The organism is Nocardia sp. NPDC047648 (assembly GCF_040642815.1).
Classification (GTDB): Bacteria; Actinomycetota; Actinomycetes; order Mycobacteriales; family Mycobacteriaceae; genus Nocardia; species Nocardia gamkensis.
Genome location: NZ_JBEYSX010000002.1, coordinates 685,718 through 703,681 on the forward strand (window position 1 = coordinate 685,718; position 17,964 = coordinate 703,681).

Sequence of the window (17,964 nt, forward strand, 5' to 3'; positions counted from 1 at the left end):
GGCCGGACCGTCTCGTCCGGCGAGGAGTCGCGGCTTCGGTACCGAGTTCGCTAGCCGGTCGAGTCGTGGTCCGTGGGTTCCCACACCGCACGCAGGCTGGGTGCGCCGGGGACCAGATCGGGCAGGTCGGGTACCGCTTCGGCTTCGGCGACGAGCGGGGCGATGATCGCCGCGTGCCGGCCTCGGGCCAGCCGCGCCGCCTGCCTGCCCGCCTCGGTGACCGAACGGCCGAGCTGTTCCGGTGTGCTCCGCAGTGCCGCCGGGGCGAAGCGCACATCGACGAGGACGCCCGCCGCGTCCACGGTCACCTCCACCAGTTTGTCCGCCGACTCGGCCGTGCAGCGTACGGCGGCCAGCTTCTCGTGCACGTCCGACAGGTGGGTGCGCTGCTCGGCGAGCGCGTCCAGAATGCGGTCGACCTGGTTGCGGATTCCGCTGTTGGCGGAGCGCAGCCCGTCGCGTTCCCAGCGATCCACCGGCACCGACCTCCTCGGGTTCACCTCTCTCCCGAACCGCGGCTCCGCGATTCGAGCCGTCACCGGGACGACGCGCGGCCGGGAACGAGGCAAGGAATTGTCCGGCACTCCGGTCGCCACCGCAGCGCGCACATCCCCGTGCTGGGAATGGTCAGGCGGGCGTGGAGTCGGTTTCGTGCACTGTCAGCCAGCGAATGCCACCGGGATCCTCGGTTGTCAGCACGGCGGTCACCCGGCGATGCGTGGTGTCGCCGGCCGCCCGGTGCGTCTCCAGGAACCGCACGACCGCGATGCCGCCGGACCGCTGGAGTTCTTCGACCTCGGACACCTCGATGATGAGGCCGGGCACGGCGTTGCGCGCGCCACGCAGACCCGCGAGCAACGCGTCGCGCCCCAGCACTTCACCACCGGTGGTCACCATGCTGAATCGCTCGTGCTGCGCCGCCGCGAACCGTTCGAACACCTCGTCCGGCGCCGCCGAGCCGAGCCACGCAGCGAGGTCGGCATGCAAGCGTTCGACCACATAGGTCAGATCCACACCCATTCGTGCATCGTAGGCACCCCGCGATCGCCGCCTCAGCGAGCCGCATCGCGCTCCGCGGGTCGACCGGTGCACGGGGCCGTGGGCGAAGCCCGGTCTCGCGGCCGTCATCGGTGGGCTCGGACCGCCGCGAGCGGTAGCGTCGGCGGAATGAAGATTCGTGGAGCGGTCCTGGAGCGGATCGCGGCGCCCGCGCCGTTCGCCGAGTCGGCGCCGATCACCGTGTGTGATCTGGAGCTGCGCGAGCCGGGGCCGGGAGAACTGCTGGTCCGGATCGAGGCGGCGGGGCTGTGTCATTCGGACCTGTCGGTGGTGGACGGCAACCGGGTCCGCCCGGTGCCCATGCTGCTGGGCCACGAGGCCGCCGGGAAGGTGGAAGCGGTCGGTCCCGGCGACGGCGATATCACGGTCGGGCAGCGCGTGGTCATGACCTTCCTGCCGCGGTGTGGCGAGTGCGCCGGGTGCGCGACCGACGGCCGCACGCCCTGTGTGCCCGGCAGCATCGCCAACAACGCGGGCGAGCTGCTCAACGGCGGGCGGCGATTGTCCCGCGCCGGCGCCGAGGTGCACCACCACCTGGGTGTTTCCGCTTTCGCCACGCACGCGGTGGTGGATCGCAGGTCGGTGGTGCCGGTGGACGACGACGTGCCCGCCGAGGTCGCCGCCGTCCTCGGCTGCGCGGTGCTGACCGGCGGTGGCGCCCTGCTGAATTCGGCGCGACCGGGTACCGGGGACCGGATCATGGTCGTCGGTCTGGGTGGCGTCGGCATGGCGGCGGTGCTGGTCGCGGTGTCGCTCGCCGCGGAAGGGCACGAGGTGATCGCGGTCGACACCGTGCCGGACAAGCTCGCTCTCGCCCGGGAGTTGGGTGCGCACGCGGCCTATACCCCGGCCGAGATCGCCGAACTCGGGGTGCAGGCCGAGGTGGTGGTGGAGGCGGCGGGCAACGTCCGCGCCTTCGAGACCGCCGTCGCCGCGACCGCGCCCGGCGGTACGACCGTCACCGTCGGGCTGCCCGCCCCGGACGCCCGTGCCGCCATTTCTCCGCTGGCCTTGGTCGCCCAAGGCCGTTCCATCGTCGGCAGCTACCTCGGCTCCGCGGTGCCGTCCCGGGATATTCCCGAGTACGTCCGCATGTGGCGGGCGGGGCGCCTGCCGGTGGAGCGGCTCGTCTCGGCGCACGTCGGGCTCGACGAAATCAACCGCGCCATGGACGAACTCGCCGCGGGGCACGCCTTGCGCCAAGTCATCGTCTTCGACTGACCCGGTCTGCCGCCGCACGGCGATCGTTCAGCCGGCGGGCCGGTCCATCGCGTCGACGAATCGTTCGAGCAGACGGGCGAAGTCGGCGCGCTCCGCGGGCGTCCAGTCCGCCATGGCGGCGGCCATGGTCGTGCGCCTGCCCTTTCTGGCTTCGGCCACAGCCCGGTTACCGGCGGCGGTGAGGCGAAGGACCGAACGCCGTCCGTCGCGCTGATCGGCGACGCGTTCCAGCAGGCCGGCGGAAACCGCCTGCGCCACCAGGCGACTCGCCCTGGGCTGATCGACGCCGAGCGCCGGAGCGAGTGCGCCCACCGTGTCGGCCGAGCCGTCGGCGACGGCGTCCAGCACACGGAACACGGCGACGGGAATCGCGCCGTCGCTCAGCGCACCGCGCGTCTGCCTGCGCCGGATCCGGACCATCGCCGTCTCCACGGCGACGGTGATCGCGTCGTGGTCGTCCATTACTCCACTCTGTCATGCGCGCAATTCATATGTACTATTACATCTAGTTGTTTTGATGTATACATAGGAGTGATGATGGCCATCCAGCGCGGTATCGGTTACTGGCTCGTGGAGCTCGATCGGTTGATAAACCAGCGCTTCGACGAAGACCTCGCATCGGGCGGGCTGAGTCGCAGACGCTGGCAGAGCCTGCATTCGCTGGCCGACGGACCGCAGCGCGCCGACGACGTCCGCGACGCGCTCGACACCTTCTGGACCGACGATTCCGAATGGCCCACCGAGCTGGCACAACTCGTGGCCGCCGGACTGGTCTCCGACGACGCGGGTGTGCTGTCACTGACCGAGCGGGGCCGCGCCACGCACGAGGCGGCCTTCGTCCGGATCGGCCGGCGCAGGCGGCAGATGGCGGAGGGCATCACCGACGAGCAATTCGCCGAGGTGCTGCGGTTGCTGCAGAGGATGGCCGTGAACCTCGCGGGTCCGCCGAGCCGGGAGGCCGGTGAACCGCAGGCGGTGCGATGAACGCCGGGCGGCGGAGGGATCGCGCCCGACCGGGCCCATTAGGCTGATCCCGACCGGAAACGGAACGAGGAGGTGCGGTGACCATTCGGGTCGGAGTGCTCGGAGCGCGCGGCAAAGTCGGACAGGCGATCTGCGCGGCGGTGACAGCGGCGGAGGACCTGGAACTGGTCGCCGCCGTCGACAAGGACGATTCGCTCGAGGCGTTCACCGCGGCGGACACCCAGGTGGTCGTCGACTTCACCCATCCGGACGTGGTGATGGGGAACCTGGAGTTCCTGGTGGCCCACGGCATCCACGCGGTGGTCGGCACCACCGGGTTCGACGAGGCCCGGTTGACGCAGGTGCGTGGCTGGCTGGCCGCCCGCCCTGATGTCGGTGTGCTGATCGCGCCGAACTTCGCCATCGGCGCGGTGCTGTCCATGCGATTCGCCGAGCAGGCCGCCCGCTTCTTCGAATCGGTGGAGGTCATCGAACTGCACCACCCCAACAAAGCGGACGCGCCCTCCGGCACCGCCTACCGCACGGCAGGCCTGATCGCCGCCGCCCGGGACAAGGCGGGCATCAACCGCAGTCCCGACGCGACGACGACCGAACTGGAGGGTGCGCGCGGCGCCGACGTGGACGGAGTGCGGGTGCATTCGGTGCGCCTGGCCGGTCTGGTCGCCCACCAGGAGGTGCTGTTCGGCACCCAGGGCGAGACGCTCACCATCCGGCACGACTCCATCGACCGCTCGTCGTTCGCCCCCGGCGTGCTGCTCGGCGTGCGGGAGATCGCCGACCGCCCCGGCCTCACCGTCGGACTCGACCCGTTCCTGGACCTGTGATCGCGCGGCGGGCGCACCCGGCGCCCGAAGGAGCGCGATCGTGAGCGGCTCGGATCAGGCCGACCGGAAGGGCGGCGGGGAAGTCCTCAAGGTCGTCGCACTGATCGCGGCCCTCATCCTGGTGCTCGGCTTCTACTTCCTGCTGCTCGGCCGGATCGCGTTCGGCTTGATCGGTTCCGGCGACGTGGCGGCGATCGTGATCGGCGTCGGCGTGCTGATCCTGCCGCTGCTGGGCGTCTGGATCGTCGTGGCCACCGTGCGCGCGGCCCTGGCGCATCAGCACCTGGCGCGGCGCATCCACGACGAGGGCCTCGAGCTCGACACCACCGATCTGCCGCGCCTGCCCTCCGGTCGCATCGAACGCGGGGCGGCCGACGAGCTGTTCGCCACGGTCAAGGCGGAGTGGGAGGCCGACCCGGACAACTGGCGTGTCTCCTACCGCCTCGCGCGCGCCTACGACTACGCGGGCGACCGCACCAGGGCCCGCGAGACCATGCGCCGCGCGGTCGCCCTGGAACGGCACGAGCGCGACACCGCCTGACCGCCGCGCGGGCCGATACCATCGCAGGGTGGCCCGGTTGCTGATCATCCATCACACGCCGTCCCCGCATATGCAGGCGATGTTCGAGGCGGTCGTCTCCGGGGCCACCGACCCCGAGATCGAAGGCGTGGAGGTCGTGCGCCGCGCCGCGCTGGCCGTCACCGCCTCCGACGTGCTCGCCGCCGACGGCTACCTGCTGGGCAGTCCGGCGAACCTCGGTTACATGAGCGGCGCGCTCAAGCACGCGTTCGACACGTTCTACTATCCGTGCCTCGATTCCACGCGCGGTCGTCCGTACGGCTTGTACCTGCACGGCAACGAAGGCACCGAAGGCGCCGAGCGCGGGGTGGTGAGCGTCACGACCGGACTGGGCTGGGAACAGGCCGCCGCCACTGTGGTGATCTCCGGTCCGCCCGCCAAGGAAGACCTCCAGCGGTGCTGGGAGCTGGGGGCCACCGTGGCGGCCGGGCTCATGGCCTGAGCATCCCCCGAATTCTGGTGTCTGACCACGGCGCACCATCGACCGGCATACTGTCTGCGGTTGTTGTCGCGGTGGGGATGTGAACGAGTAGCTCGGGATGGGAGAGCCAGGTGACCTGGGCCGAAAGGAACGAGAACGCCCCGCGCCGAATCGGATTGGTCGAGGACCACGAGTCGGTCGCCATCGGTCTCGCCGCGATGCTCGCGCCGGAAGCAGATCTCGATCTGGTGCTGACCGCAGGCACGGTGCCGGAACTGCTCGCCGCCGCCGACGGCGCGCCGAAGCTGGACCTGGTGGTGCTGGACCTGCGGCTGGCCGACGGGTCCTCGCCCGAGGACAACGTGCGCGCCCTGCGTAACCGCGGTATCGAGGTGCTGGTCTTCACCGGCGCGGACAACGCCTTCCTGGTGCGCGCCGCCGCGCGCGCGGGGGTGCTGGGCGTGGTGCGCAAATCCGAGGACGTACCCACCGTCGTCGCCGCCGTGCGCCGTGCGGCCGGCGGCGAGCAGGTGGTGACCACCGATTGGGCTGCCGCCATCGACGGCGATCCGCAACTGTCCCATGTGGGCCTGAGCCCGCGTCAGGAGGAAGTGCTCACCCTGTACGCGTCCGGGGAGAAAGCCTCCCGGGTCGCGCGGTTGACCGGTCTGTCCGAGCAGACGGTCAACGACTATCTCGGCCGCATCCGCCAGAAGTACGCCGACGCCGGTCGTCCCGCGCCGACCAAGACCGACCTGTACAAGCGAGCGGTCGAGGACGGCTGGCTACCGGTTCCCGAGCGGCATCCGCGCGGATGATCGCGTCCAGCATGCTGGACACCGACTCGCGCTCTCGCTCGCTCCCGCTCGTCCGGTTCCGAGTGAACCGCTGGCGTCGCGGAGTCGTCGCGCTGTCCAGGGAGAAGGCCTCCGAGGGCGCCGCCGACCGCATCTTGCGCAGGTTCGCCCTGGCCATCGGCATCGCCGGGGTGATCGCCGCGGTCGTCGAGTTGCCCGAGATCGCCGACCAGAGCCGCTTCGTGCCGGTCCGGTGGACGGTGGTCGAGGTGGTGCTGGCGTTCGGGCTGTTCCCGGTGCTCGCGATCGTCTCGGTCGGCATGAGCAGGCGGATGATCCAGCGGGTCGCCGGTGCTGCGGCGGTGAGTTTCCTCGCGGCCATGGCGGTGGTTCCGCTGGCGTATGCGGTGCCGGATACCCAAGGGCCGGCGTCGGTGTGGTTGTACCGGGTGCTGGCGCTGGGCGTCCTCGCGGCGGTGCTCGCTTGGCGTCCGCCGCTCGCCGTGGCGTACCTGGTGGTGGGCGCGGCGTTCAGCGCGCTGGCGAATCTGGTCGTGCTGCGGGAGACCACCGCGCTCGCGCTGCTCGGCGACTTCGCCAGGGCCGCCGGATTGAGCGCGCTGTTCCTGTGGTGCGTGATCTATGCCAGGGCGGCGGCTGTGCGAGTGGATCGCGAGTCGGCGATCGAGAGCAGCCGGGCGGCGGCGGTCGCGGGCGCGGCGGCCCGGGAGCGCGAACGTGCGCGCTTCGCGGCGCTGATCCACGACGCGGTGCTGTCCACCTTGCTGGACGCCTCGCGAGCGGGGACCGAATCACCGGTACTGCGCCGCCAGGCCGAACGGACCCTGGAGCAACTCGACGAGTGCCGGGTGGCCGGGTACGAACCCGACCGCCTGGACGCGCAATCCGCGATCGGGTTCCTCCGCTCCGCGGTGCACGAGGTGAACCCCGGCATCCGGTTCACCACGCGACGCTGGCCCGGATTCGACGATCTGCATCTGCCGGTGGACGCCGCGAGCACGATCGCGGCCGCACTCGCCGAGGCCGTACGCAACAGTCTGCGGCACGCCACCGTCGCCGGGCGCGAAGTGCGCCGGACCGTCACAGTGACGATCAGCGCGGGTGGGATTCGTGTGGTATTCCGGGACGACGGAGCGGGTTTCGACCTGAGTGAGGTGCCGGTCGACCGGCTCGGCATCTCGGTGAGCATCCTTGGCCGCATGCGTCAGCTGGCAGGCGGCGCGGGCTTCGTGGAATCGCAGCCCGGTGAGGGAACGACCGTGACGCTGGTGTGGGGCGGAAATGGCTGAGCCGGAGACCGAATTCGGGCTGCGGGATCTGCTCGGACTGCGGGACCGCGCGGCCTGGCTGTTCCTGGTCGTTCTCGAAGCGACCATCGTGCTGTACATGATCCGGAACTTCTCCGAATCGCCGGTGGCCGCCGCCGTCGCGGCACTGGTCGTGCTCGCGCTGGCCGGTGTGGTGGTGCTGGTGGCGCCGACCGATCCGCTGCCATGGCCCGCGACCGTGTTCGTCGCCGCCTCCGGGCCGCTGGCCACGACCCTGACCTCGTTCGATGTCGAACACGGCTGGTCGAAGCAGGTCTGGACGGCGTTCGCCGCCTCCTATGTGCTCGCCGTGCTGGTGCTGCGCGGCCGCTCGGCCGCGGCCTGGCTCGGCGTCGCGGGCATCGGCGTGGTGATCGCCGTGGTCGGTGTGGTGGCAGGCCTGCGGGTGGGCGTCGTCGTCGGCTCGATCGTGCCGGTCGCGACGGTCGCGGGGGTCTCCCTGTTCGCGGCGATCATGCGGCCCACCCAGCGTTCGCTGCGGCTGCTGCGCGAGGAGGCGGCCATGCGTGCCGCCGCGGAGGCCTCGATGGCCGCGGAGAACTCCGAACGCACGCGTCAACTGGCTCGGCTGGACGCGGTGGCGCGCCCGATCCTGGAACGCATCGCCGACGGGGAGGAACTCACCGCCGCGGAACGGGAACAGTGCAGGCTCCTGGAAGCCGAACTGCGCGACGGTCTGCGGGCCCCGCAGCTGGCCACCGATCAGCTCAGCAGCGCCGCCCGCGGAGCCCGCTCCCGCGGCGTCGAGGTGATCCTGCTCGACGACGGCGGTTTCACCGGCGTCCCGCATCGAGTGCGCAGGCAAGTGATCGACGCCGCCACCCGGGAACTGGACGCCGCGAACGACGGTTCGGTCACCGTCCGCATCCTCCCGACCGGCCGCCGCATTCTGGCCACCGTGCTGGCCACCGCGTCGGACCGGGACCGCCGCACCGAGATCGACACCACCGGCGCGGTGACCGTCTCGACCTGACGGCGCGATCCTGTCGGTGCCTCGTGGCATGGTTGCCAGTCATGCGGAAGATGGGTGCGGCGGCGGCGCGGCGAACGGCGTTGGCGGCGCAGGGTTTCGGGGTGCGCAGGCCAGGGCGGGCGACGCGGCGGACGGTGCTCGGGGTCCTGGACAGGACCCAGTTGCTGCAACTGGATTCGGTGTCGGCGGTGGTGCGGGCGCATTACGCGCCGGTGTTCAGCCGGATCGGGCCCTACGATCGCACCCTGCTGGATCAGGCCGCGTGGAGCAACGGCGCGCGGCGGCCGCGGGCGCTCGTCGAGTACTGGGCGCACGAGGCCGCGCTCATCCCGGTCGAGGACTGGCCGCTGTTGCGCTGGCGGATGCGGCGCTACGAGCAGGGGCGTTGGTCCGGCATGCGCAAGGTGGTCGAGCGCAATCCGACCCTGGGCAAAGACATCCTGGACGTGATCACCGCGGTGGGCCCGGCCACCGCGGGTGAGGTGGAGCGCCATCTGGAGCTGGACAAGCCGCGGCCGAAGGGCTCGTGGTGGAACCTCAGCGATACGAAGATGATCTGCGAGCAACTGTTCGCGGCGGGCGCGCTGTCGGTAGCGACCAGGGTGGGCTTCGCCAGGCACTACGACCTGACCGAGCGGGTGCTGCCCGCGGAGGTGCTGGCGCGCGACGTCGCCGAACCGGACGCCGTCCGTGAGCTGGTGCTTCGCGCGGCCACCGCGCACGGCATCGGCACGGAAGCGGACCTGCGCGACTATTACCGTCTTCATCGCACCCAGACCGAACCCGCCATCGCCGACCTGGTCGACGCTGGTGAGCTGATCCCGGTGGAGGTACCGGGCTGGGGGAAACCGGCCTATCTGCGGGCGGGCGCCGCGACCCCGCGGCGTGTCGAAGGCGCGGCGCTGCTGTGCCCGTTCGACCCGCTGATCTTCTTCCGCGCCCGCACGGAACGGATTTTCGACTTCCACTACCGCATCGAGATCTACACCCCGGAACACAAACGGGTGCACGGCTATTACGTCTTCCCGTTCCTGCTCGACGGTGAACTCGTCGGTCGGGTCGACCTGCGCGCGGAACGCGCGAACGGACGGTTGTGGGTGCCCGCCGCGTTCGCCGAACCCGGATACGACACCGCGGCCACCGCGCACGCCCTCGGTGGCGCGCTGCGCGAACTGGCCGATTGGCTCGAACTGGACGAGGTCGCCATCGGCGGCCGCGGCAACCTGGCCGCGTTGCTGTAGCGCGACTGGGTCAGATGTCGCGTTTGGGCCCGTAGCCGCGCATCTGGTCGCGCAAGGCCCCGTGCACAGCGCTGGACAGCCACGAGTTCAGGGACTGACCGCTCTGTGCGGCAGCCTCTTCCGCGCGCGCTTTCATCTGCTCCACCAGCCGCAGCGTGACCCGGCTGATGTCCCCGGTCATCTCCTCGAAGGTGGGGTGCTCATCGCCCACCGTGCTCTTGCGCACATCGATGGAAGCGTCCGTGCCGTCGATCGACACGTGCACCGTCCGATCACCCAGCGCGGCGCTGACCTCGGCGGCGAGGTCCGACAGCGCGGCGAGCAGGACCAGGCGGGCCGAGCCTTCCGTGGCCGCGGCCAAGGCCGCCGCCGTGGCCTGCGTCTTCTCGTCGCCGAGCGCCGCGGCCGCGATCAGGTCCTCGCGCAGCCGACTGGTGTACTTGTTCAAATCCATGACATCAGTCTGACGTCATATGTGATGTCCAGCAAGGGCGGGTATGACATCAGCGCGCCGCCGTCGATATGGATTCGCGTCTGTGTTGCGGCCTGATCGCCGACGACGGTGTCGAGGGCGTGTCCCAGACCGGGTAGCCTTTCTGACCATGACGAACGGTGAATCGACGCCAACGGAGCTGCGTGCGTCCGGCACGGTAGGTGTCGCGATGGTGACCCCCTTCAGTGCCGACGGCAAGCTCGACGTCGATGCCGGGGTCGCGCTCGCGGCCCGCCTGATCGACCGCGGTGTCGACCTGCTCGCGATCTCGGGAACCACTGGTGAATCGCCGACCACCACCGAATCGGAGAAAGCGGACCTGCTGCGCGCCGTCGTCGATGCCGTGGGCGCGCGCGCGACCGTGATCGCGGGTGCGGGCACCTACGACACCGCGCACTCGATCGAACTCGCGCGCAACGCGCAGCGCGCGGGTGCACACGGTTTGCTCGTGGTGACGCCGTACTACTCCCGGCCCTCCCAGGAGGGGCTGATCGCTCATTTCACCGCCGTCGCGGATGCCACCGACCTGCCGGTGACCTTGTACGACATTCCCGGGCGTTCGGTGGTGCCGATCGCCAGTGACACCATCCGCAAGCTGGCCGAGCATCCGCGCATCGTCGCGGTCAAGGACGCCAAGGGCGACCTGAACATGGGCGCCGAACTCATCGCGAGCACCGGCCTGACCTTCTACTCCGGCGACGACGCGCTCAACCTGCCGTGGCTGTCGGTCGGCGCGGCCGGATTCATCAGCGTCATCGGACATCTCGCGCCAGAACGGTTGCGCGCCCTGCTGGAAGCGTATACAGCGGGCGAGGTCGTGCGCGCCCGCGAGATCAACACCACGCTGCTGCCGTTGCACGCCGCGATGGCCAGGCTGGGCGGTGTCGCGATGAGTAAGGGTGGCCTGCGGCTGCTCGGCGTGGAGGTCGGGGAGCCCCGGTTGCCCCAGTTGATGCCCACCGGTGAGCAATTGGAATCGCTCGCCGCCGACCTGCGCTCGGCGGGGGTGCTCTCGTGAGCGAGTCCCTACCCCGTCGCCGCCGCAGCGCCTCCCGCCCCGCCGGAGCGCCCGCCCCGGCAGCGGCACCGGCCGAGCAGCCGGCGCCTGCCGCGCCGCCTCGGCCCGCGTCGGAGGAGACCACGGTGGACGTCGCTCCGGTCGTCTCCGCCAAGGAGAACGCTGCTGCGGTCGTCTCCGCGAAGGAGGCCGCGCCCGCGCAGTCGCGCAGGGAGCCCAAGGCGCAGAACGCGGCGCCCCGGCGAGCCGCCCGCGGCCGCGGCCAGTCCGGCGCTCGGCGGGCCGAAGCTTCGCAGCCCCATGCGGCTCCGGTCGCCGCGCACGACCGTCTCGGCGCCCCGCCCGCCCTGCCCGAGAACGGCCTGCGCGTGTTCGCCCTCGGCGGCATCGGCGAAATCGGCCGCAACATGACGGTCTTCGAGTACGGCGGCAAACTGCTGATCGTCGACTGCGGTGTGCTGTTCCCGGAGGACCAGCAGCCGGGTGTCGACCTGATCCTGCCGGACTTCCGCCCCATCGAGGGCCGGATCGACGACGTGGTCGCCGTCGTGCTCACCCACGGTCACGAGGACCACATCGGCGCGGTGCCGTTCCTGCTGCGGCTGCGGCCCGACATCCCGGTCGTCGGCTCGAAGTTCACCCTCGCGCTGGTCGCCGCGAAATGCCGGGAGCATCGCCTGCACCCGAAGTTGGTCGAAGTGACCGAGGGGCAGCACACCACGCACGGCCCGTTCGGCTGCGAGTACTTCGCGGTCAACCACTCCATTCCCGACGCGCTCGCCGTCGCCATCCGCACGCCGGCCGGCGTCGCGCTGCACACCGGTGACATCAAGCTCGACCAACTCCCGCTGGACGGGCGGCTCACCGATCTGGCCGGCTTCTCCCGGCTCGGTGACGAGGGCGTCGACCTGTTCCTGGTGGACTCCACCAACGCCGAGGTCCCCGGCTTCGTCACGCCGGAACGCGAGATCGGCGGCGTGCTGGACTCGGTCATCGGCAAGGCCCGCGGCCGGGTCATCGTCGCGTCCTTCGCCAGTCACGTGCACCGCATCCAGCAGGTCGTCGACGTGGCCCAGCAGTACGGGCGGCGGGTGTGCTTCGTCGGGCGCTCGATGGTCCGCAATATGCAGATCGCCCAGGATCTGGGCTATCTCACCGTGCCCGACGGCGTGGTCGTCGACCTCGACGCCGCCGCGACCCTGCCCAGCCACCGTCTGGTGCTGATCTCCACGGGTTCGCAGGGCGAGCCGCTGTCGGCGCTGTCGCGGATGGCGCGCGGCGACCACCGGCAGATCAACATCCGGCCCGACGACCTGGTGGTGCTGGCCTCCTCGCTGATCCCCGGCAACGAGAACTCGGTGTTCGCGGTGGTCAACGGCCTGGCCAGGCTCGGAGCCACGGTGGTGACCCAGCAGAACGCCAAGGTGCACGTCTCCGGGCACGCCTCGGCGGGAGAGCTGCTGTACCTGTACAACGCGGTACGTCCGACCAACGCGATGCCGGTGCACGGCGAGTGGCGTCACCTGCGCGCGAACGCGGCGCTGGCGGTCGCGACCGGCGTGCCGGAGGAGCGGGTGGTGCTCGCCGAGGACGGCGTGGTGGTCGACCTGGTCGACGGCATCGCCTCGATTGTCGGCCGGGTCCCGGTGGGCCACGTCTACGTCGACGGACTGTCGGTGGGCGATGTCGGGGAGTCGACGTTGTCCGACCGGCTGGTGCTCGGTGAGGGCGGTTTCATCGCGATCACCGTGGCCATCGACGAGACCACCGGCAAGGCGGTGAGCACACCCGAGATCAGTGGGCGCGGCTTCTCCGACGATCCCACCGCCCTGCTCGGCGCGGCGGAACTGGTGGAAGCCGAACTGCTGCGGCTGGCGGGCGAGGGTGTGACCGACATCCACCGGATCGCCCAGGGTGTGCGCCGCGTGGTGGGCCGCTGGGTGGCCGACACCTATCGTCGTCGGCCGATGATCGTGCCGACCGTCATCGGCGTCTGATCTTCCGGAAATCGAAAAGCGCCGGACAGCTCGGCTGTCCGGCGCTTTTCGCTGGTTGCGGACCGGTTACTCCTGGCAGGCGGCGGATTCGATCTTCGCGCTCTTGACGATGTTGCAGGCGAAGGTGTGGTCGACCTTCCATTGGCCGCCCTCGGACACGAACTGGATGAACGCGTCGTCCACCGGGGTGCCGTCGATGGTGACCTTGGCGTCGGCCTTGAGCTTGTTGTCCTTCGGGTCGCCCACGTTGGTGACCTCGACGGCGACCTTCTGCTTCTTCGCGGCCTCGACGAGGTTTGCGACCAGATAGGGATCCTGCTCGGCGGCCTGGATCCAGCTGATCTTCTCCTCGTTGGGCACGTTCGGGTCGAACGCCTTCTGCAGCCGCTCGTTCAGTTGCTGCACGGAGGGCTTGGGCAATGCGGGTGAGGACGGCGTGGTCGGCGCGGAGCCGGCCTCCTTGTCGCCCTTGTCCGAGCCACCCTCCAATTCACCCGCCGCGTGGCTGGGGTTGGCGCTGGTGCTCGGGGACGAGGAGTCGTCATTGGAGGCGCAGGCGGTCAGCGAGCAGGCGGCTGCGGTGAGGACGACGGCCACGGTGGTCCGGAAAATGCGGTGCTTCACGATGTTTCCTTCGACTCGAAGTCCGGGCGTCAGCCGTGGTTGGACGTGCAGTTCCAGTGCACGATGTAGGCGTCGGAATCGTTGTGCGCCAAGGCTTGGCCCTGGGCGCTGCGGCGCGACGACGCGTACCCCCAGCTCCAGGTGCCGGTGTCACCGGAGTACGCCACGGCGCCGCAGCCGTTGCGGAACCAGACCACCGACTGGCAGTCCGCCGCGCCGCAGGAGTTCACAGCGCGCTGCTCCGCGGCAGCCGAGTTCGGGTAGTCGTAGGAGTACCCGATCAAACCGGTGGAGGTGGACAGCGCGATCGCGCCGTAGTTGTTGGTGTAGGCGTTCGCGGCGGGTGCGCTGACAGCCAGCGCGGCACCTACCGCCGCGAGCGCGGCCACACCGGTAGCAACCTTCTTCACGAGGATTTGCCCCTTCTTGTCATATGGCCCACGACCCGATGGACCGAGTGACAAGGTACAGAGCCGACTCTCATTGCGCTAGCCGGAGATTTCCCGGCATAGGGAGCGCGAACGCCGAGAACCCGCGGGGTGGCACCGCGCTCCCGGTGCCCCGCGGGGCGTCGCGTCGTGCGGCGGTGCGGCCGGGTGGTCGGTATGTTCGGGGGTGTGACTATGGCACAGCGGGAACGCCGGGGACTCGTCGAAGCGATGGAGGCGGCGGGCCCGGACGCACGCACGCTCTGCGGCGCGTGGACGGTGCGGGACCTGGCCGCGCACTTGGTGGTTCGCGAACGGCGTCCCGACGCCGCCGGGGGCATCATGGTGAAGCCGCTCGCGGCGTATCTCGACCGCGTGCAGGCGAAGGCGGCGAACAAGCCGTTTGCCGAACTGCTGGAGCAGGTGCGGACCGGTCCGCCGTGGTGGTCGCCGCTGCGTCCGCTCGACGCGGTGGTCAATCTGTCGGAGATGTTCGTGCATCACGAGGACGTGCGCCGCGCCGAGCCCGGTTGGCAGCCACGCGAACTGCCCGCCGCCGACGAGGACCGGCTGTGGTCGATGCTGCGCAAGACGGCCAGGATGGCCTACCGCAAGGCGCCGGTCACGGTCGAGCTGGCGACGCCGGACGGCAGGCGCACGGTGGTGCGCTCGGCGTCCGAGGACGTCGTCACGCTGACCGGTAGGCCCTCGGAACTGGTGCTGCACGCCTTCGGGCGGGACGAGGTCCGGCTGGCGACCGCCGGATCCCCGGAGGCCGTCCGGGCAGTGCTCGAGGCAGACCGATCGGTCTGATCGGAGCGTCGTCGCTCGGTCGCGGAGGTCCCGGTGACCGCGGAAAGCAGCGCGCGGCGCGACGGTACCAGTGTTGCGGATGGTCCGGATGGGGCGATTGCGGCTAGCCTGGGGCCATGGCAGGTAAGTCCCGCAGCACCCCGACGACTCGGGCGCGGGCGGGATCGGCGCGGGGGAGGACCACCACGGCACGGTCTCGCGCGGCCACGCCCCGCGCGGCGACGCCCCGCGCGGCAACGCCCAGAACGACCGCCGCGCCCCGCAGGCGTAGCTCCGCGGCCCGGCGTCCGGCGCGCCGCCCGTCGAACACGGCTCCGCTCGCGGTGTTCACGCGCGGTATCGGCAGCGGCTGGACGATGCTGGCCCGCGGGCTCGGCGCGACCACGCGCACGCTGAGCCGCGCGGGCGAGATCGAACACGGACATCGGCGCGACGGCGCGGCGCTGGCGCTGATCGCACTGAGCGCCGTGATCGCGGCGGCGGTCTGGTTGTCGGCAGGGGGGCCGATCGGCCACTGGGTGGAGGATGTGATCCGCGCGATCGCCGGGTCGGCCTCCGCCGCACTGCCGTTCGTCGCCTCCGGGATCGCGGTCGTCCTGATGCGTACCGAACCGCGCCCCGAGATCCGGCCGCGGCTGGTGCTCGGCGGCTTGCTGATCGGCTTGCCGCTCCTCGGGCTGTGGCATATCGCCGCGGGCGCGCCCACCGACGCGCACGGGCGTTCCCGGGCCGCCGGCTTCGTCGGTTTAGTCACCGGCGGGCCCATGACCAACGGCCTCACCGCCTGGCTCTCGGTCCCGATCCTGTTGCTGGCCATCGTCTTCGGCGCGCTGCTGGTGACCGGGACGACGGTGCGCGAGGTGCCGGAGAAGCTGCGGCGATACTTCGGCACCGACACCGGTGGCGACGACTACGGCGAATTCGACGGCGAATACCGGGATTACGACCCGGCCGACTACGACGCCGACGGCTTCCCGGTGCATCGCACCACCGCCAAGCGGCGCGGTCGCACGCCCGCGGAGAACTACCCGCCCGACGAGTTCGGCGACCCCGACGCGGTCACCGAGGCGCTCGGCGAACCACCGCTGCGCGACGCCAAGCAGATTCCGGGCGAGGAACCCGCGCCGAAACCGAAGCCGAGGAAGCAGCGTCCCGCCGCGGTGGTGCAGGATCAGACGCCACCGCCGCCGCAACCGCAGCAACTGGAGTTCGTCCCCGATCGCGAGGTCGAAGGCGATTACACCCTGCCGCCGTTGTCGTTGCTGACCGACGGGGATCCGCCCAAGAAGCGCAGCGCCGCCAACGAATCGATGATCGAGGCGATCACCGAGGTGCTGGTGCAGTTCAAGATCGACGCCGCGGTCACCGGCTTCGTCCGCGGCCCCACGGTCACGCGCTATGAGGTAGAGCTCGGGCCCGGCGTGAAGGTCGAGAAGATCACCGCGCTGGCGCGCAATATCGCCTACGCCGTCGCGACGGAGAACGTCCGGCTGCTCGCGCCGATCCCCGGCAAGTCCGCCGTCGGCATCGAGGTGCCGAACGCCGACCGCGAGCTGGTCCGACTGGCCGACGTGCTGAAGGCGCCCAGCACCCGCACCGACCACCACCCGCTGGTGATCGGTCTGGGCAAGAACATCGAGGGCGAGTTCGTCTCGGCGAACCTGGCCAAGATGCCGCACCTGCTGGTCGCGGGCTCCACCGGTTCGGGTAAGTCGAGCTTCGTGAACTCGATGCTGGTGTCGCTGCTGCAGCGGGCGACGCCCGACGAGGTCCGCATGATCCTGATCGACCCGAAGATGGTGGAACTGACGCCCTACGAGGGCATCCCGCACTTGATCACGCCGATCATCACCCAGCCGAAGAAGGCCGCGGCCGCGCTGGCCTGGCTGGTGGAGGAGATGGAGCAGCGCTACCAGGACATGCAGGCCAACAAGGTGCGCCACATCGACGACTTCAACAAGAAGGTGAAGTCGGGAGCGATCACCGCGCCGCTGGGTAGCGAGCGGGTGTACCGGCCCTACCCGTACATTCTGGCCATCGTCGACGAGCTGGCCGATCTGATGATGACCGCTCCGCGCGACGTGGAGGACGCCATCGTCCGCATCACCCAGAAGGCCCGTGCGGCGGGCATTCACCTCGTGCTGGCCACGCAGCGGCCGTCGGTGGACGTGGTGACGGGTCTGATCAAGACCAACGTGCCCTCCCGGCTGGCCTTCGCCACCTCGTCGCTGACCGATTCCCGCGTCATCCTCGACCAGCCGGGTGCGGAGAAGCTGATCGGCATGGGTGACGGCCTGTTCCTGCCGATGGGCGCGGGCAAGCCCACTCGGTTGCAGGGTGCGTTCATCAGCGACGAGGAGATCCACGCCGTCGTCGAGTTCACCAAGAACCAGGCCGAGCCGGAATACCAAGAGGGCGTGACCGCTGCGAAGGCCGGGGAGAAGAAGGACGTCGACCCCGACATCGGCGACGATCTCGACGTCTTCCTGCAGGCGGTGGAACTCGTGGTCACTTCGCAGTTCGGGTCCACCTCCATGCTGCAGCGCAAGCTGCGCGTCGGTTTCGCCAAGGCGGGGCGGCTGATGGACCTCATGGAGACCCGCGGCGTGGTCGGTCCGAGCGAGGGTTCCAAGGCGCGTGATGTGCTCGTGAAACCCGATGAGCTGGAAGGGTTGCTGTGGTCGATCCGCGGCGGCGGGGACGACGGCGATGCGGAGCCGCCGGAGTGATCCGGCTGGTTCCCTCGGCGAGATTCGAACTCGCATCTCCCGGAATCTAGGTCCGGCGCCTCTACCGATTGGGCTACGAGGGATGGGTCGGAAAAAAAAGGGGCCACTCCTCGGCGGTCGGCCGCGGAGTGACCCCTTCGTACGGGTCTGCGAAAGACACGTTCAGGGGCGGCTCCGCGCGCTCATCCGCCACGCAGATAAGGCCGATAGCACGGCGCGGGCATACGACTCGCGGGCACCGCTCGGCAACTCCTGCCGCCGCACCGTCCCGGTCATCGTCTCGCCTTCCTGTGGTCTGATCTTCGCCGCTCAGAAACTAACATCGGATGCCGCTGGCGCGAACCGATTTTGCTTCGCCGACGACCCTACCTGGTTCAGTTCTCCCGGGCCTGAAGGGTATAGCTCGACGGGGG

General features: G+C 70.3%; 20 protein-coding genes and 1 tRNA gene. 13 read left to right on the forward strand and 8 right to left on the reverse strand.

Features of this window, described 5'->3' with window-relative positions; all coding sequences use genetic code 11:
* Nucleotides 1-50: 50 nt before the first annotated feature.
* Both ABZ803_RS07575 and ABZ803_RS07580 read right to left on the reverse strand, forming a co-directional pair.
* Nucleotides 51-482, reverse strand: coding sequence for a YbaB/EbfC family nucleoid-associated protein (locus ABZ803_RS07575; protein WP_357034007.1), 432 nt, complete (start codon nt 480-482; stop codon nt 51-53).
* 145 nt (nt 483-627) lie between these two features.
* Entirely contained in the window at nt 628-1,020 is a 393-nt protein-coding gene (locus ABZ803_RS07580) for a DUF4440 domain-containing protein (RefSeq protein WP_357034009.1), read from the reverse strand.
* Nucleotides 1,021-1,167: 147 nt separating this feature from the next.
* On the opposite strand from ABZ803_RS07580, the gene ABZ803_RS07585 reads away from it, so the two are divergent.
* Nucleotides 1,168-2,280 (forward strand): alcohol dehydrogenase catalytic domain-containing protein, encoded by a 1,113-nt coding sequence (locus ABZ803_RS07585; RefSeq protein WP_357034011.1) that lies wholly within the window; start codon nt 1,168-1,170, stop codon nt 2,278-2,280.
* A 27-nt stretch (nt 2,281-2,307) separates the two neighbouring features.
* Here the strand turns inward: ABZ803_RS07585 and ABZ803_RS07590 are convergent, their stop codons facing one another.
* Entirely contained in the window at nt 2,308-2,742 is a 435-nt protein-coding gene (locus tag ABZ803_RS07590; RefSeq protein WP_357034013.1) for a MarR family winged helix-turn-helix transcriptional regulator, read from the reverse strand.
* Between the two features lie 75 nt (nt 2,743-2,817).
* On the opposite strand from ABZ803_RS07590, the gene ABZ803_RS07595 reads away from it, so the two are divergent.
* The 8 genes from ABZ803_RS07595 to ABZ803_RS07630 all read left to right on the forward strand — a co-directional run bounded on the left by ABZ803_RS07595 (nt 2,818) and on the right by ABZ803_RS07630 (nt 9,449).
* The gene (locus tag ABZ803_RS07595; protein ID WP_357034015.1) at nt 2,818-3,264 is read left to right on the forward strand and encodes a hypothetical protein; all 447 of its coding nucleotides are present in this window, start codon (nt 2,818-2,820) and stop codon (nt 3,262-3,264) included.
* Between the two features lie 77 nt (nt 3,265-3,341).
* Nucleotides 3,342-4,088, forward strand: a complete 747-nt coding sequence (dapB, locus tag ABZ803_RS07600) for a 4-hydroxy-tetrahydrodipicolinate reductase (protein ID WP_357034017.1) — start codon at nt 3,342-3,344, stop codon at nt 4,086-4,088.
* A gap of 40 nt (nt 4,089-4,128) precedes the next feature.
* On the forward strand, nt 4,129-4,629 hold the full coding sequence (locus tag ABZ803_RS07605) for a hypothetical protein (RefSeq protein WP_357034019.1): 501 nt from the start codon (nt 4,129-4,131) through the stop codon (nt 4,627-4,629).
* Nucleotides 4,630-4,657: 28 nt separating this feature from the next.
* Entirely contained in the window at nt 4,658-5,110 is a 453-nt protein-coding gene (locus tag ABZ803_RS07610) for a flavodoxin family protein (RefSeq protein WP_357034020.1), read from the forward strand.
* 110 nt (nt 5,111-5,220) lie between these two features.
* The gene (locus ABZ803_RS07615) at nt 5,221-5,907 is read left to right on the forward strand and encodes a response regulator transcription factor (protein ID WP_357034022.1); all 687 of its coding nucleotides are present in this window, start codon (nt 5,221-5,223) and stop codon (nt 5,905-5,907) included.
* Between the two features lie 62 nt (nt 5,908-5,969).
* Nucleotides 5,970-7,196: an ATP-binding protein gene (locus ABZ803_RS07620; protein ID WP_357034024.1), complete on the forward strand. Its 1,227-nt coding sequence runs from the start codon at nt 5,970-5,972 to the stop codon at nt 7,194-7,196.
* On the forward strand, nt 7,189-8,208 hold the full coding sequence (locus ABZ803_RS07625; protein WP_357034026.1) for a hypothetical protein: 1,020 nt from the start codon (nt 7,189-7,191) through the stop codon (nt 8,206-8,208). Before ABZ803_RS07620 ends, ABZ803_RS07625 begins: the two co-directional genes overlap by 8 nt.
* A 41-nt stretch (nt 8,209-8,249) precedes the next feature.
* Nucleotides 8,250-9,449 (forward strand): crosslink repair DNA glycosylase YcaQ family protein, encoded by a 1,200-nt coding sequence (locus ABZ803_RS07630; protein ID WP_357034028.1) that lies wholly within the window; start codon nt 8,250-8,252, stop codon nt 9,447-9,449.
* A gap of 10 nt (nt 9,450-9,459) precedes the next feature.
* Here ABZ803_RS07630 and ABZ803_RS07635 read toward each other — a convergent pair whose 3' ends face one another.
* Complete coding sequence (locus tag ABZ803_RS07635) at nt 9,460-9,903, reverse strand: hypothetical protein (protein WP_063053393.1); 444 nt, start codon at nt 9,901-9,903, stop codon at nt 9,460-9,462.
* Between the two features lie 148 nt (nt 9,904-10,051).
* On the opposite strand from ABZ803_RS07635, the gene dapA reads away from it, so the two are divergent.
* Both dapA and ABZ803_RS07645 read left to right on the forward strand, forming a co-directional pair.
* Complete coding sequence (dapA, locus tag ABZ803_RS07640; protein ID WP_357034030.1) at nt 10,052-10,960, forward strand: 4-hydroxy-tetrahydrodipicolinate synthase; 909 nt, start codon at nt 10,052-10,054, stop codon at nt 10,958-10,960.
* Nucleotides 10,957-12,957, forward strand: a complete 2,001-nt coding sequence (locus ABZ803_RS07645) for a ribonuclease J (protein WP_357034032.1) — start codon at nt 10,957-10,959, stop codon at nt 12,955-12,957. Before dapA ends, ABZ803_RS07645 begins: the two co-directional genes overlap by 4 nt.
* Before the next feature lie 66 nt (nt 12,958-13,023).
* Here ABZ803_RS07645 and ABZ803_RS07650 read toward each other — a convergent pair whose 3' ends face one another.
* Both ABZ803_RS07650 and ABZ803_RS07655 read right to left on the reverse strand, forming a co-directional pair.
* The gene (locus ABZ803_RS07650; protein ID WP_357034034.1) at nt 13,024-13,581 is read right to left on the reverse strand and encodes a hypothetical protein; all 558 of its coding nucleotides are present in this window, start codon (nt 13,579-13,581) and stop codon (nt 13,024-13,026) included.
* Between the two features lie 29 nt (nt 13,582-13,610).
* A complete protein-coding gene (locus ABZ803_RS07655) occupies nt 13,611-13,991 on the reverse strand; it encodes a DUF4189 domain-containing protein (RefSeq protein WP_357034036.1) in 381 nt (126 codons plus the stop codon).
* Nucleotides 13,992-14,198: 207 nt separating this feature from the next.
* Between ABZ803_RS07655 and ABZ803_RS07660 the strand changes: the two genes are divergently transcribed.
* The gene (locus ABZ803_RS07660; RefSeq protein WP_357034038.1) at nt 14,199-14,822 is read left to right on the forward strand and encodes a TIGR03085 family metal-binding protein; all 624 of its coding nucleotides are present in this window, start codon (nt 14,199-14,201) and stop codon (nt 14,820-14,822) included.
* A gap of 103 nt (nt 14,823-14,925) precedes the next feature.
* Here the strand turns inward: ABZ803_RS07660 and ABZ803_RS07665 are convergent, their stop codons facing one another.
* Nucleotides 14,926-15,153 (reverse strand): hypothetical protein, encoded by a 228-nt coding sequence (locus tag ABZ803_RS07665; protein ID WP_357034040.1) that lies wholly within the window; start codon nt 15,151-15,153, stop codon nt 14,926-14,928.
* Between ABZ803_RS07665 and ABZ803_RS07670 the strand changes: the two genes are divergently transcribed.
* Nucleotides 15,146-17,551 (forward strand): DNA translocase FtsK, encoded by a 2,406-nt coding sequence (locus ABZ803_RS07670; protein WP_357034042.1) that lies wholly within the window; start codon nt 15,146-15,148, stop codon nt 17,549-17,551. The two genes, ABZ803_RS07665 and ABZ803_RS07670, sit on opposite strands and share 8 nt — an antisense overlap.
* Before the next feature lie 6 nt (nt 17,552-17,557).
* Here the strand turns inward: ABZ803_RS07670 and ABZ803_RS07675 are convergent.
* Nucleotides 17,558-17,634: transfer RNA gene (locus tag ABZ803_RS07675), tRNA-Leu, on the reverse strand.
* Nucleotides 17,635-17,964 lie beyond the last annotated feature (330 nt).

Bases quoted from the DNA above. Each gene is read 5' to 3' on its own strand.
- ABZ803_RS07625 (WP_357034026.1), top strand. From the start codon at position 7,189: ATGGCTGAGCCGGAGACCGAATTCGGGCTGCGGGATCTGCTCGGACTG.
- ABZ803_RS07580 (WP_357034009.1), bottom strand. From the start codon at position 1,020: ATGGGTGTGGATCTGACCTATGTGGTCGAACGCTTGCATGCCGACCTC.
- dapA (WP_357034030.1), top strand. From the start codon at position 10,052: ATGACGAACGGTGAATCGACGCCAACGGAGCTGCGTGCGTCCGGCACG.
- ABZ803_RS07590 (WP_357034013.1), bottom strand. From the start codon at position 2,742: ATGGACGACCACGACGCGATCACCGTCGCCGTGGAGACGGCGATGGTC.
- ABZ803_RS07635 (WP_063053393.1), bottom strand. From the start codon at position 9,903: ATGGATTTGAACAAGTACACCAGTCGGCTGCGCGAGGACCTGATCGCG.
- ABZ803_RS07595 (WP_357034015.1), top strand. From the start codon at position 2,818: ATGGCCATCCAGCGCGGTATCGGTTACTGGCTCGTGGAGCTCGATCGG.
- ABZ803_RS07585 (WP_357034011.1), top strand. From the start codon at position 1,168: ATGAAGATTCGTGGAGCGGTCCTGGAGCGGATCGCGGCGCCCGCGCCG.
- ABZ803_RS07630 (WP_357034028.1), top strand. From the start codon at position 8,250: ATGCGGAAGATGGGTGCGGCGGCGGCGCGGCGAACGGCGTTGGCGGCG.